Below are 12,720 nucleotides of genomic sequence, written 5' to 3' on the forward strand. Positions count from 1 at the left end.
GACACATGACAGGGGTAGGTGGAAGGGTAGGTTCCGGCGGTAACGGTAGCGTTCAGCCTAAGGAGCTCCACTTGACCGCCGTTGGCGACATACGCGGGTCCGTCCATGACCGGCGAGCCGTCATCTCCCTTCTCCGCCATCTGCGTTCGGCCGAAGGGCAGGCCAACCCCCTTCCCGTCTGGGAAGGGCTACGCGCCCTGGGAGACGTGGTACGCGCCCCCTGGGGCGCCTACTTCGTCACCTCGTTCGAGGCATGCAGCCAGGTCCTGCGCAGCAGGAACTGGCTCGTGCCGGATTTCGCCTGGCAGGAACGGCAACCCGACCCGAGACGCTGGCACGAACTGGCCACGCAGGAGCTGACGGGCACCCTGTCCCGCATCAACGCCCCGACGCACACCTGCCAACGCCGCGCCCTGGGCAATCCGTTCGACCGCTCCACCCTGGAAAGCATGCGTCCCCGGATCGCCACGCTGGTCTCCGGCCTCCTGGACGACCTGGAGGAACGCCTGCGTGCCGACGGAGAGGCCGACTTCGTCCAAACCGTCGCCGAACTCCTCCCGGTCCGCACGGTGGGCGAGTGGCTCGGCATCCCGGAGGAACACCACGCGTACATCCTGGACTTCGCCCACCGGCAGGCCTACGCCCAGGAACTGCTGCCCACCAAGGAGGAACTGGCGCAGGCGGGCCGGGCCACGCTGGAGATGCGGGAGTTCTTCGGTGAGCTGATCCGTCACCGGCGGGCACACCCCGGCAACGATGTCCTCACCGGCTGGATCCACTACTGGGACGCCCAGTACCCGCACGACCCCGCCGCCGCGGCACGGGTGATCTACCACCTGACGATGTTCATCACCATCGCCTCGCTGGAGACCAGCGCGGTGCTGCTGGCCAACGCGGTGCGGTTCGCCACCGGGGAACCGGCCCGCGCGGACTGGCTCCGGGACCACCCCGAACACATCGAGGACCTCGTGGAGGAAACCCTCCGCTACGACCCCCCGGTGTGGCTCAACTCCCATGTGGCCGCCGACGACACGATCCTCGCCGGCACCCCGCTCGCCAAGGACACGACCGTCCACATCCTCTACGGTTCGGCGGCCCACGACCCCCGCCGCAACCCGGACCCGCACGTCTTCGACGTCCTGCGCGCGGGCGGCCACATCACCTTCGGCAGCGGCCCCCACTACTGCCTCGGCGCGGCCCTCGCGCGCTTCGAGGCGCGCGAGATGATCGCCCAGGTGCTCGAACGCTTCCCCACCCTCCGGCCCGTCGGTGCCCCCTCCTACGACAACTCCCGGCTCGTCTTCCGCCGCATCACCTCACTGAAAGTAACGACATGAACGCCCAGCCGCTCGCCGGCCTCCCCGTCGACCGCATACTCAAGACCCTGCGCACCTACCGGCAGGGTCCTCTGCTCACCGTCGAACTGAACCTTCCGGAGGAGGGCAACGCTGTCGGCGACGCCATGCTGGACGACCTCCTCACCGTCCTCGACGACCAGGATCCCGCGGTCCGCGTCCTGGTACTGGCCGCCGCGGGGGAGGAGTTCTGCCTCGGCGGTGACCGCCGCGAGTTCCCCCGGCACCTCGACGACGACCCCGGCGGCGGTGGCATCCGCGTCTCCGGCGCGAAGGCGCTGCGGGTGTGCGAGGCGCTCACCACCAACGCGGCCGTCACCATCGCCCGCGTCCAGGGCAGGGCCGTCGGCGCCGGGGTCGGCCTCGCGCTCGCCTGCGATCTGCGCGTGGGCGTCGACACCGCCACCTTCCGTCTGCCGGAGCTCGCCCTGGGGGTGCCACCCGCCTGGGGCGGGCTGCTCCCCCGGCTGATCAGCGAGGTGGGGGTCGCCCGCGTCCGCGAACTGATCCTCACCGCACGGGTCTTCGACGCCCAGGAGGCCCTCGGTCTGTCGGTCCTGCACAAGGTCGTGCCGCACGACGCGCTGGACGCCGCCGTCATGGCCTGGGCCAGGCCCGTGATGCGACGGCCGGCCTCCGCCGTGCGGGTCACCAAGGCCATGCTCAACTCCCTCGCCGCCCCCACCCGTCTCGCCGACGTCTCGGTGTTCGATCCCGAACTCCTGACGGCGATCCTCACCGAGCAGCGCCACACCGGCACGGCACGCTGACCATCGGCACGCTGACCGCCGGCACGCTGACCGCCGGTACGCCACGCGCCGGGGGACGCGTGGCGGTCGGCACGGCCCGACGGTCACGCTGTGCCGTCTGCGAGAATGGCGGCGGATCACGGCGCCGCGGTGTGCGGCGCTCGCCGCCCGACTGGAGCACGCACCGGTGTCGTCACAGCACGAAGTCCCCCTCCCCTCCCCCGGGAACCGGGAGGAGCTGCGGGCCGACTGCGCCGCCTGCTTCGGCCTGTGCTGCGTCGCCCTGCCCTTCGCCCGCTCCGCCGACTTCGCCGTCACCAAGCCCGCCGGACAGCCCTGCTCCCACCTCCGGACGGATTTCCGCTGCGGCGTCCACGAGCGGCTGCGCGACGAGGGCTACGCCGGATGCACCGTCTTCGACTGCTTCGGCGCCGGACAGAAGGTGTCCCAGGTCACCTTCGGCGGCACCTCCTGGCGTGAGGCGCCTCAGACGGCACGCGCCATGGTCGAGGTCTTCCCCGTCGTGCGGCAGTTGCACGAGCTGCTCTGGTACATCGGCGAAGCCCTCGGCCTCGCTCCCGCCCGCCCCGTCCACGGGGATCTGCGGCGTGCGCGGGACCGGATCGACGGCCTGACCCGCGGCAGCGCCGAGTCGATCGCGGGCCTCGACGTGAACGCGCTGCGCGGTGAGGTCAACGCACTGCTGCTGCGGGCCGGCGAGCTCGCCCGGGCCCACGTCCCGGGCCGCAGGAAGAACCACCGGGGAGCCGATCTCGTCGGCGCGAAACTGGCGGGCGCCGGTCTGCGGGGGGCCAGCCTGCGCGGCGCCCTGCTCGTCGCCGCCGACCTCAGCGGGGCGGACCTGCGGGACGCCGATCTGATCGGGGCCGACCTGCGCGGCGCCGACCTCAGCGGCGCCGACCTCACCGGTGCCCTCTTCCTCACCCAGGCGCAGCTGAACTCCGCGCGGGGTGACGCGGCCACCGTGCTGCCGCCCGCGCTCAGCCGCCCCGCCCACTGGTGACCGGCCGGGCGAGTCCGGCGAGTACCTTGTCCGGCGTCAGCGGGAGCTCCCGGAAGCGGACCCCGGTGGCGTGGTGGACGGCGTTGCCGATCGCGGCGGCGCTGCCCACGTTGCCGATCTCGCCGATCCCCTTGCTGCCCATCGGGTTGAGGTGGGCGTCCTCCTCGTCGATCCAGTGCGCCTCGATCGCGGGGACGTCGGCGTGCGCGGGCACGTGGTACGACGCCAGGTCGGCCTCCGTGAAGTCGCCGAACGCGGCGTCCATCGTGCTGCCCTCGGTGAGCGCCATGCCGAGCCCCATCGTCATGCCCCCGATGAACTGGGACCGTGCGGTACGGGCGTTGAGGATCCGCCCGGCGGCGAAGACCCCGAGCATCCGGCGCACCCGGACCTCGCCGGTGACGGTGTCGACGGCGACCTCGGCGAAATGCGCGCCGAAGGCGTGGCGCGCGTAAGGGCTGTCGGCGTCGGCCAGACCGGCCGTGTCGGCGTGTGCGGTGATGCCCTCGTCCGGCAACGGGCCGGTACGGGAGCCCAGTTGGTCCGCCAGCTCCGTGCAGGCCCGGTGGACGGACCAGCCCCACGAGGCCGTTCCGGAGGACCCTCCGGCGAGCGGGGCGGACGGCAGGTCGCTGTCACCGATCTCGCTGCGCACCCGTTCCAGGGGCACGCCGAGGGCGTCCGCGGCCACCTGGGCGAGCACCGTGCGGGCCCCGGTGCCGATGTCGGTGGCGTTGACCCGCACGACGAACGACCCGTCCGGCAGCGCCCGGGCCTCGGCCCTGGACGGGCCGACGAGGACCGGGTACGTGGCGGCCGCGACGCCCGTGCCGAGGAGCAGGGGCCCTTCGCCGCGGGCGCGGGGGCGGGGATCCCGCCGGTCCCAGCCGAAGCGGCGGGCGCCCTCGCGCAGGCACTCCGTGAGGTGCCTGCTGCTGAACGGTTTGCCGCTGTCCGGTTCGCGCTCCGGCTCGTTGAGGACACGCAGGTCGACCGGGTCCATGCCGAGTGCGCCGGCCAGTTCGTCCATCGCGGACTCCAGCGCGTACATGCCGGGCGACTCGCCGGGTGCGCGCATCCAGGAGGGGCTCGGCACGTCGAGGCGGACCGCGCGGTGGAGCGTACGGCTGGCGGGGGTGGCGTACATGACGCGTGCGGGGACCGCCGCCTGTTCGACGAACTCCTTGATGCGGGAGGTGTGGGTGACGACCTCATGGGTCAGGGCGGTCAGCCTGCCGCCGGTGTCCGCGGCCAGCCGGAGCCGGTGCAGGGTGGGGGCACGGTGGCCGACGACGGAGGGCAGGTGACGGCGGGGCAGGGCGACGGTGACCGGCCGGCCGGTCTCACGGGCGGCCATCACGGCGAGGACGACGTCGGGGCGCGGGGTCCCCTTGGAGCCGAAGCCCCCTCCGACGTGGTCGGCGACGACGGTGACGCGGTCCTCGGGGAGCTCGAACAGCGCGGTGAGCACGGCCCGTACCGCCGTGCCGCCCTGGCTGGAGGTGTACACGACGAGACGGTCGCCGTCCCAGTGCGCGGTGCTGGTGTGGGGCTCCATGGGGTGGTTGTGCAGCGGCGGCACGTGGTACGAGACGTCCACCCGGACCGGCGCGGAGGCGAAGGCTCCGTCGGGGTCCCCCCACTCGCGGCGGGCGGGGAAGCCGGCGTTGGCCTTCTCCGGCTCGTACGCCTCGGGGTGGTCGGCGGTGAGGCGGACGTCGTGCTCCTCCACGGCGTACTCGACGCGGACGGCCTCGGCTGCCGCGCGGGCCTCTTCGGGGGTGCGGGCCACGACGAGCGCGACGGGCCAGCCGCGGTGCGGCACCCCGGGGGTCTGCAGCACGGCCAGTGTGGGGTCGTCCGGTTCGGTGATCCGGGGGGCGTTGTCGTGGGTGAGGACGGCCAGGGCCCCGGGCAGGTCCAGGGCGGCCTCCGTGTGGACGGCGGTCACCCGGCCGCGGGCGACGCCCGCCGGGACGGGCCAGGCGTGGACGCGGCCCGGCAGCGGGTGCTCGGCGGCGTAGCGGGCGCCGCCGGTGACCTTCTGGCGTCCCTCACGGCGTTCGGCCGGAACTCCCAGAGCGCTGCCGGTGCCGGTCATGAGTCCTCCTCGGTGGTCCCGGTCCGGTTCCGGGCGGTGGCGAGCCGGGTCAGGACGTCCACGGCGAGATTGCGGGCGAGGGGCACCTTGTAGCCGTTGTCCCGCAGCGGCCGTGCCGCCTCGAGTTCCCTCTCCACGGCCCGGGCGAAGGCGTCCTCGGTCGCCGGGCCCCCGCGCAGGGCCGCCTCGGCGCGTTCGGCCCGCCACGGCTTGTGGGCCAGCGCGCCGAAGGCGAGCCCGACGTGGACGACGGTGCCGTCCTCGGACGTCCTGAGGACGGCGGCCACCGAGGCGAGTGCGAACGCGTACGAGGCGCGGTCGCGGGCCTTGCGGTAGGCGGAGGGCAGCGAGGCCGTGGCGGCCGGCAGCACCACGCCGGTGACCAGTTCGCCGGGGCGGATCTCGGTGTCCCGCTCCGGGTGGTCGCCGGGCAGCCGGTGGAAGCGGTCCGCCGGGAGGTCGCGGGTGGTCCGGCCGTCGTCGAGTTCCACGCGGGCGTCCAGGGCTGCCAGGGCGACGGCCATGTCCGAGGGGTGGGTGGCGACGCACTGCTCGGAGTGGCCGAGCACCGCGTGGTCGCGGTGCGTTCCCTCCCGGGCGGCGCAGCCGGTCCCCGGGGTGCGCTTGTTGCACGGTTTGGACAGGTCCTGGAAGTGCGGGCAGCGGGTGCGCTGGAGCAGGTTGCCGCCGGTGGTGGCGGCGTTGCGCAGCTGTCCGGAGGCACCCGCGAGGAGCGCCTGGGACAGCACGGGATAGCGGTCGCGGACCAGGGGGTGGGCGGCGAGGTCGCTGTTGCGGACGGTGGCGCCCACGCGTACGGAGCCGTCGGGCAGTTCCTCCACCGTGTCCAGCGGAAGACGGCTGACGTCGACGAGGAGTCCGGGGCGTTCCACGCCGAGTTTCATCAGGTCGACCAGATTGGTGCCGCCGCCCAGACAGCGGGCACCGGGGTGCTCGGCGAGCGCCTCGGCCGCTTCCCGTACGGTGCCGGCCCGCAGGTATCCGAAGGGCTTCACTCAGATCACGTCCTCGACGGCTTCGACGATGCGCGGGTAGGCGCCGCAGCGGCACAGGTTGCCGCTGAGCCGCTCCCGGATCTCGGCGGCGTCCAGCGCGACGGGCCGCCCCGGGGCGGTGGCGGGGTCGGTGACGTGGGAGGGGTGACCGGCCTCGGCCTCGGCGAGCACGCCGACGGCCGAGCAGATCTGGCCCGGGGTGCAGTATCCGCACTGGAAGGCGTCGCGGTCCAGAAACGCCCGCTGCAGCGGGTGCGGCTCCCCGGCGCCGTCGGTGAGGCCTTCGACCGTGATGACCTCGCAGCCGTCCAGGGTGACCGCGAGGAGCAGGCAGCTGTTGACGCGGCGGCCGTCGACCAGGGCGGTGCAGGCGCCGCACTGGCCGTGGTCGCAGCCCTTCTTGGAGCCGGTGAGGCCGAGGTCCTCGCGCAGGACGTCGAGCAGGACCCGCCTGTGGTCGAGGTGGAGCGTGTGCGGCGTCCCGTTCACCGTCAGCGTCACCTCGGAGTGGTGTCCGGTGGCCCGGGTGCCGTCGTCGTGTGCCGCGCCCATGTCGGGATGCCGTTCCACGGGGTCAGCCGGCCGCGGTGTCGAAGCGCAGCCGTACCTGGTCCTCGAGGCGTCGCAGGCTCGATTCCAGGGCGTCGCCCACCTGCTTCTCGCCGGGGTCGTGGCTGTCGTCGAAGAAGGAGAGGTGCACCGTGACCTCGCTCGCGCCGCTGCCGATGCCGGCGACCTGGAGCCAGCCGGTGTAGGTGCCCTGGGCGCGCGTGCCCCATTCGAGCCGCATCTGGTCCCGCCGGGCGCGCAGGAGGGCGGAGGTGTCCTCGTCGGTGCGGTCCTCGTGCACGGTGACGGCGGGCGGGTCCTCCGCGCGGACGTGGAGGTCCTCGGGCAGCCAGTCACTCATCTGGTCGATGTTCGCCACCTGGTCGAAGACGTGCTCGGGCTGTGCCGGCATCGTCCGTGAACGTTCGTACTCGGTCATCGCCGGTACCGCCTCTCGGTTCGGGTCGTGCGGCGGACATGTGCCCGGGGCCGTGCCGAGACCATGACGGGCGCGGACGACCCCGGACAGCGGTTGCGTCACTCGTTGTCGAAGACCGCCTTCTGCACCTCGTCGGGGCCCTCGAACCGCTCGCTCCCGCTGTGCGTCAGCTTCTCGACGAGAGTGCTGTCCGCGCCGTTGTTCCTCGCGAGTTCGACCAGGTCGTCACGGCTCGTGGGATAGGCGGCACCCTTCAGGGCCTTCTGCAGTTCGATCGGGTTGAGCTCGGCCATGTCGGCCTCCCTCGGTGGAGCGACGCGGCGGATCCGCGCGAGGACGTGGCGGGTACCCAGGGCACCCACGGGTGATTCGTCCCCGGTACCCGGTGGGGATCCGGGTACCGGCGTCGTCCACCCGGGTACGCGTACTCAGGCGCCGGCGGCCGCCGGCCACCAGGCTGAGGGGCGGAACTTCCGTCCGTCGAGAGGCCGTCCCGTGCTCAGCCGTACCGCCGCCGTCCTGCTGCCGTTGTTCGGACGGCTCACCGTCACCCGCGAGGCCCGGGAGCCGTTCGCCGCGGGCAGTGTCTTCGTCGCCAACCACGACTCGCTCGCCGACCCGGCGCTGGTGCTGGCCGCCCTGCGCGGTGTCGGGGTGACCCCGGTCGTCATGGCCGCGGCCGGGCTGTGGCGCGTGCCGGTGCTGGGGCGCGCCCTGGCGCAGGGGGGTCACATCCCGGTGCACCGGAGAACCGCCCGCGCGGCCGACGCGCTGGAGGCCGCCGCGCGGGCGGTGCGGTCGGGGCGCCATGTGCTGATCTACGCGGAAGGAGGGCTGCCGCCGCGCGAGGACGCGGCGTGCGCCGCGCCCCGGCCCTTCCGCACCGGTCTGGCGCGGCTGGCGGCCGCCACCGGCGCGCAGGTCGTGCCCGTGGGGCAGGCGGGGGCCCGGCGGCTCGCCTCCGGACCGGCCGTGAAGCAGCTGGCGGGTGTGCTGACCGCCCCGGTGCGCCGGCCGCGGTTCCACGTCCACATCGGCCGGCCCGTGCGCCTGCCCTCCGGGACGGCGGCCGGCACGGCGGTGGCCCGTCGGGCGGTCGGTGACGCCTGGCGGCAGGCCGCCCGCGCGGTGGGCGAGCCGGCCGCCGGCCGTGCGTCACACGGTCACGCGTCGCCCCCCTCGGGGTCGGTGCGGTCGGCCAGCCGCTCGTAGCGCTGCCGGGCGGCCTGCGGGCTGCGCAGGCCGAGCCCGAAGGCGATCTCCGGCCAGGTCATGCCGCGTCCCCGTGCCATCCGCAGCAGGCCGGCCTCGAGTTCGTCCATCTCGGCGCGGGCCCTCGGCAGGAGGCTCAGCGCGGCGGTGATGTCCGCACGGTCCACCTCGGGCTCGCCGTCTTCGAGCAGTGCCGCGCCGCTGAGCAGGAACGCCACCAGCCGGACGGCCTCGTGAGGGCCGAGCACGCCGGGGTGAATCTGGCGACGGCGCTGTCCGTCCGTGGCCGCGTGCCGTTCGGCGATGCGGAACAGGGAGGCGTGCACGCGTCGCACGCGGGCGGCCTCGGAGCTCGGCGGGGTGAAGGCGTCGGCGGGCTGTCCGGGTGTCGTGGGCATGGGACGAGCATCCGCTGTGAACACTTCGTTGTCAACGGATTGAACTCCACGAATCGAACCCCCGCCTAGCCGGTGAGTTCCGGCGGTGCCGTCCACCGACGCGAGACGTGCGGCCGGGGAACGCGACGGCGCCGAGCAGGGCACCACCATGCTCCTCGACGGCCTGGCCGTCCCCCTGGCCGGCGGCACACGGGACCGAGCGGCTTCGCGTGGTCCGACCCGCCCGCCGGTGCGAGGCTGGGGTGGACAGGTTCCGAGGACGAGCACCTGGAGGGAGACCGATGGGACGCGACGTCCCGGCGCTCACCTTCACCCGCGAGGACCGCCGCCGTTACCGGATCAAGATGCAGGAGTGCCTCGACGCGCTGGCGCAGATGCTGCGCGAGTCGCGCTTCGAGGCGGAGCGGCCGCAGGTGGGGCTGGAGATCGAGCTGAACCTGGTGGACGACCGGGCCGAGCCCGCGATGCGCAACACCGACGTGCTGGAGGCGATCGCGGACCCGGCCTGGGACACGGAACTGGGCCGGTTCAACCTCGAGATCAACATCGCGCCCGGCGGCTCACGGCGGGCGGACCCGACGCCTGGGAGTCCGAGATCCGGGCGGCGCTGAACCACGCGGAGCAGCGCGCCAGGTCCGTCGGCGCGCATCTGATCATGACGGGCATCCTGCCCACCCTGCGGCAGGAGGACGTCGGCGAGGGCGCGTTGTCGGAGAACCCGCGCTACCGGCTGCTCAACGACCAGATCTTCGCGGCGCGCGGGGAGGACCTGCACATCGAGGTCACCGGGATCGACCGGCTGCGCGCCTACGCGGACACGATCACCCCGGAGGCCGCGTGCACCAGCACGCAGTTCCACCTCCAGGTCGCCCCGGAGCAGTTCGCGGACTACTGGAACGCGGCGCAGGCGATCGCCGGGGTGCAGGTCGCGCTCGCGGCCAACTCGCCCTTCCTGTTCGGCAAGGAACTGTGGCACGAGACGCGCGTCCCGCTGTTCGAGCAGGCCACCGACACCCGCCCGCAGGAGATCAAGGCGCAGGGGGTGCGGCCCCGGGTGTGGTTCGGGGAACGCTGGATCACCAGCGTGTTCGACCTCTTCGAGGAGAACCTGCGCTACTTCCCGGCCCTGCTCCCGCTGTGCGACGACCAGGACCCCGCGGAGACCCTGAAGCGGGGCGACATCCCCGACCTCGGCGAGCTGACGCTGCACAACGGCACCATCTACCGCTGGAACCGTCCGGTGTACGCCGTCTCCCGCGACAAGCCCCATGTGCGGGTGGAGAACAGGGTGCTGCCGGCCGGGCCGACCGTCGCGGACACGCTCGCCAACGGGGCGTTCTACTACGGGCTCACCCGCGCCCTGGTGGAGGAGGACCGGCCGGTGTGGTCACGGATGTCCTTCGCGGCCGCCGAGGACAACCTCCGGACGGCGGCACGCCACGGCATCGACGCCCGGCTGTACTGGCCCGGGACGGGCGAGGTGCCGGCGTCCGAACTCGTGCTGCGCCGGCTGCTGCCGCTGGCGCACCGCGGTCTGGAGCGCTCCGGCATGGACGACGCCTGGCGGGAGCCGCTGCTGGGCATCATCGAACAGCGGTGCGTCGTGGGCCGCAACGGGGCGGTGTGGCAGAAGGAGATGTTCCACCACATCGACGCCACCGCGCACTGCGGCCGTCATGAGGCGCTGCGGCGGATGACGCAGCAGTACATCGACTACATGCACCTCAACGCCCCGGTGCACACCTGGCCCGTGGAGTGAGGCGGGCACCGTGCGGAGCCCCGTCGGGGTGCTCCGCACGGGCCGGGCGGTGCGTCAGCCCGGCCGGCGTCCGGTGTCGGAGTCGCCGGGGTCGACGCCGGTGAAGGCGGATTCGTCCTTCGTGCCGCTCGGGCGCCCGGAACGGCCCCGGCGTCCCGTGCTCCGCCTGCCCTCCTCGCCCTGGTCCGCGTGCTCCTCGCCCCGCTTGGCGTCACTGCGCGCGACATCACCCGGGACCGGCGTGCGCTCCTCCCGGGCGCGCTTGCGGCCCGCTCCGCGCGAGGGCGCGTGTTCCTCCGCGTGGAAGGACCGGCGGGCGCTGGGGTTCTCCTCCTGCCGTGTCTCGTCGACGTCGGGTGACCAGGCATGGTGTTCGGTCCCCTGGTGGCGACCGGGCCCGCGACCCCGTGACGGTTGCGACGGCTTGCGTTCCTCGGGCATGTGTCGGCCCACCTGTCCGCTCTCGTAGGGGCACGTTCCTCAGCGCCCCGGCAGTAAAAGCCTCCCACTCATCCCTTACCGGGCATATCGGATGATTCCGCGGCCGGGTCGCCTCCCGCCGACGACCGCGGCACCCCGAAAGGACCGTCGCCGTGCGCCTCCCGCTCTCCCGCGGCCCACCGCGGCCGTGCCTCGGTGGGCCGCACACCGCCGGTTCCCGGCCCGGCGTCCGGCGTCACCCGGCCGGCCCAGCCCCGGGCGGATTTCCTCCGCGGCGCGTGCGCGGCCGGTGGCGGAGGAGGCCGGAGGGCGGCGCGGGGAGGCCGTCACACCCCTGGCGGCGGTACGCGCGCGGCAACGCGCACACGCGCGGAGGATCTTCTTCGACCCCACCGCGCCGTACCACGGGGGCGTTCGTCCGCGGGGAAGCAACCACCGGCGGTCCCGCCTGCGGTTCCTCCCGGTGTGGCCGACTCTTGACACGGACCGAGACATCGACATTGCCGCATTCCTCCCCAGGAGGTCTCGATGAACGCAAGCCCCCCGGTCGCGGACGCCGAGCCGGAGACGGCCGGCGCCGTCGGCACGGACGACAAGCCGATCCACATCCTCTGGATCAACGCAGGGCTGAGTTGCGACGGCGACTCGGTCGCCCTGACCGCCGCCATGCAGCCCAGCATCGAGGAGATCGCGCTCGGCGGTCTGCCCGGCCTGCCGAAGATCGCCGTGCACTGGCCGCTCATCGACTTCGAGTGCGGGCCGGTCGGGGGCGCGGACACCTTCATCGAGTGGTTCTTCAAGGGTGAGCGCGGCGAGATCGATCCGTTCGTCCTGGTGATCGAGGGGTCCGTGCCGAACGAGACGATCAAGCAGGAGGGCTACTGGTGCGGCTTCGGGGACAACCCCGAGACCGGACAGCCCATCACCACCAGCGAGTGGATCGACCGGCTCGCCCCCAAGGCCCTCGCCGTCGTCGCCATCGGCACCTGCGCGACCTACGGCGGCATCCACGCCATGGCCGGCAACCCGACCGGGGCGATGGGTGTGCCGGACTACCTGGGCTGGGACTGGACGTCACAGGCCGGCATCCCGATCGTCTGCGTGCCGGGCTGCCCCATCCAGCCCGACAACTTCGCCGAGACCCTGACCTACCTGCTCTACCAGGCGGCCGGTTCGGCGCCCATGATCCCGCTGGACGACAAGCTCCGCCCCACCTGGCTGTTCGGGGCCACCGTGCACGAGGGCTGCGACCGGGCCGGCTACTACGAGCAGGGCCAGTTCGCCACCTCCTACGACTCCCCGCAGTGCCTGGTGAAGATCGGCTGCTGGGGTCCCGTGGTGAAGTGCAACGTGCCCAAGCGCGGGTGGATGAACGGCATCGGCGGCTGTCCGAACGTCGGCGGCATCTGCATCGCCTGCACCATGCCCGGCTTCCCCGACAAATTCATGCCGTTCATGGACGAGCCGCCCGGCGCGAAGGTCTCCAGCACCGCCAGCGGCGCCTACGGAGCGGTGGTGCGCAAGCTGCGGACCATCACCGCGCGGACGGTGGACAAGGAGCCCAAGTGGCGGCACACCGGCCGGGAACTCACCACCGGCTACCGGCCGCCCTGGTGACCACGAGCTGACGTCGACCCGCAACCCGCTCACCGACCCGAACGACCGAAGGGCAGCACC

12 protein-coding genes and 1 pseudogene are annotated in these 12,720 nt (G+C 73.2%); 6 read left to right on the forward strand and 7 right to left on the reverse strand.

What is annotated here, in order from left to right:
- Positions 1-71: 71 nt before the first annotated feature.
- From IE172_RS22875 to IE172_RS22885, 3 genes are all read left to right on the forward strand, one after another.
- Complete coding sequence (locus IE172_RS22875) at positions 72-1,337, forward strand: cytochrome P450 (RefSeq protein WP_190099167.1); 1,266 nt, start codon at positions 72-74, stop codon at positions 1,335-1,337.
- A complete protein-coding gene (locus tag IE172_RS22880) occupies positions 1,334-2,125 on the forward strand; it encodes an enoyl-CoA hydratase/isomerase family protein (protein ID WP_190099168.1) in 792 nt (263 codons plus the stop codon). The genes IE172_RS22875 and IE172_RS22880 overlap by 4 nt, the downstream gene beginning before the upstream one ends.
- 166 nt (positions 2,126-2,291) lie before the next feature.
- Complete coding sequence (locus IE172_RS22885; RefSeq protein ID WP_190099169.1) at positions 2,292-3,128, forward strand: pentapeptide repeat-containing protein; 837 nt, start codon at positions 2,292-2,294, stop codon at positions 3,126-3,128.
- On the opposite strand, the gene IE172_RS22890 is transcribed toward IE172_RS22885, so the two are convergent.
- From IE172_RS22890 to IE172_RS22910, 5 genes are all read right to left on the reverse strand, one after another.
- Entirely contained in the window at positions 3,106-5,229 is a 2,124-nt protein-coding gene (locus tag IE172_RS22890) for a xanthine dehydrogenase family protein molybdopterin-binding subunit (RefSeq protein WP_190099170.1), read from the reverse strand. The two genes, IE172_RS22885 and IE172_RS22890, sit on opposite strands and share 23 nt — an antisense overlap.
- Positions 5,226-6,245 (reverse strand): FAD binding domain-containing protein, encoded by a 1,020-nt coding sequence (locus IE172_RS22895; RefSeq protein WP_190099171.1) that lies wholly within the window; start codon positions 6,243-6,245, stop codon positions 5,226-5,228. Before IE172_RS22895 ends, IE172_RS22890 begins: the two co-directional genes overlap by 4 nt.
- On the reverse strand, positions 6,246-6,797 hold the full coding sequence (locus tag IE172_RS22900; RefSeq protein ID WP_190099289.1) for a 2Fe-2S iron-sulfur cluster-binding protein: 552 nt from the start codon (positions 6,795-6,797) through the stop codon (positions 6,246-6,248).
- Positions 6,798-6,819: 22 nt separating this feature from the next.
- Positions 6,820-7,233, reverse strand: a complete 414-nt coding sequence (locus IE172_RS22905) for an SRPBCC family protein (RefSeq protein ID WP_190099172.1) — start codon at positions 7,231-7,233, stop codon at positions 6,820-6,822.
- Between the two features lie 98 nt (positions 7,234-7,331).
- Positions 7,332-7,526, reverse strand: coding sequence for a DUF2795 domain-containing protein (locus IE172_RS22910; RefSeq protein WP_190099173.1), 195 nt, complete (start codon positions 7,524-7,526; stop codon positions 7,332-7,334).
- Positions 7,527-7,728: 202 nt separating this feature from the next.
- Between IE172_RS22910 and IE172_RS22915 the strand changes: the two genes are divergently transcribed.
- Positions 7,729-8,445: a lysophospholipid acyltransferase family protein gene (locus IE172_RS22915; RefSeq protein WP_190099174.1), complete on the forward strand. Its 717-nt coding sequence runs from the start codon at positions 7,729-7,731 to the stop codon at positions 8,443-8,445.
- Here IE172_RS22915 and IE172_RS22920 read toward each other — a convergent pair.
- A complete protein-coding gene (locus tag IE172_RS22920; protein WP_190099175.1) occupies positions 8,397-8,843 on the reverse strand; it encodes a DNA-binding protein in 447 nt (148 codons plus the stop codon). The genes IE172_RS22915 and IE172_RS22920 overlap by 49 nt on opposite strands.
- Before the next feature lie 281 nt (positions 8,844-9,124).
- Between IE172_RS22920 and IE172_RS22925 the strand changes: the two are divergent.
- Positions 9,125-10,602, forward strand: a pseudogene (locus tag IE172_RS22925) (glutamate-cysteine ligase family protein).
- 54 nt (positions 10,603-10,656) lie between these two features.
- On the opposite strand, the gene IE172_RS22930 reads toward IE172_RS22925, so the two are convergent.
- Positions 10,657-11,043, reverse strand: a complete 387-nt coding sequence (locus tag IE172_RS22930) for a hypothetical protein (RefSeq protein WP_190099176.1) — start codon at positions 11,041-11,043, stop codon at positions 10,657-10,659.
- Between the two features lie 528 nt (positions 11,044-11,571).
- Here IE172_RS22930 and IE172_RS22935 point away from each other — a divergent pair.
- Positions 11,572-12,660, forward strand: coding sequence for an NADH-quinone oxidoreductase subunit B family protein (locus tag IE172_RS22935; protein WP_190099177.1), 1,089 nt, complete (start codon positions 11,572-11,574; stop codon positions 12,658-12,660).
- Positions 12,661-12,720: the final 60 nt, after the last annotated feature.

Origin of the sequence: Streptomyces griseoflavus (assembly GCF_014649995.1) — a bacterium.
Lineage (GTDB): Bacteria > Actinomycetota > Actinomycetes > Streptomycetales > Streptomycetaceae > Streptomyces > Streptomyces griseoflavus.

Coding starts and splice junctions, on each gene's coding strand:
- IE172_RS22890 (WP_190099170.1), bottom strand. CDS start 5,229: ATGACCGGCACCGGCAGCGCTCTGGGAGTTCCGGCCGAACGCCGTGAG.
- IE172_RS22900 (WP_190099289.1), bottom strand. CDS start 6,797: ATGGGCGCGGCACACGACGACGGCACCCGGGCCACCGGACACCACTCC.
- IE172_RS22910 (WP_190099173.1), bottom strand. CDS start 7,526: ATGGCCGAGCTCAACCCGATCGAACTGCAGAAGGCCCTGAAGGGTGCC.
- IE172_RS22920 (WP_190099175.1), bottom strand. CDS start 8,843: ATGCCCACGACACCCGGACAGCCCGCCGACGCCTTCACCCCGCCGAGC.
- IE172_RS22905 (WP_190099172.1), bottom strand. CDS start 7,233: ATGACCGAGTACGAACGTTCACGGACGATGCCGGCACAGCCCGAGCAC.
- IE172_RS22880 (WP_190099168.1), top strand. CDS start 1,334: ATGAACGCCCAGCCGCTCGCCGGCCTCCCCGTCGACCGCATACTCAAG.
- IE172_RS22935 (WP_190099177.1), top strand. CDS start 11,572: ATGAACGCAAGCCCCCCGGTCGCGGACGCCGAGCCGGAGACGGCCGGC.
- IE172_RS22930 (WP_190099176.1), bottom strand. CDS start 11,043: ATGCCCGAGGAACGCAAGCCGTCGCAACCGTCACGGGGTCGCGGGCCC.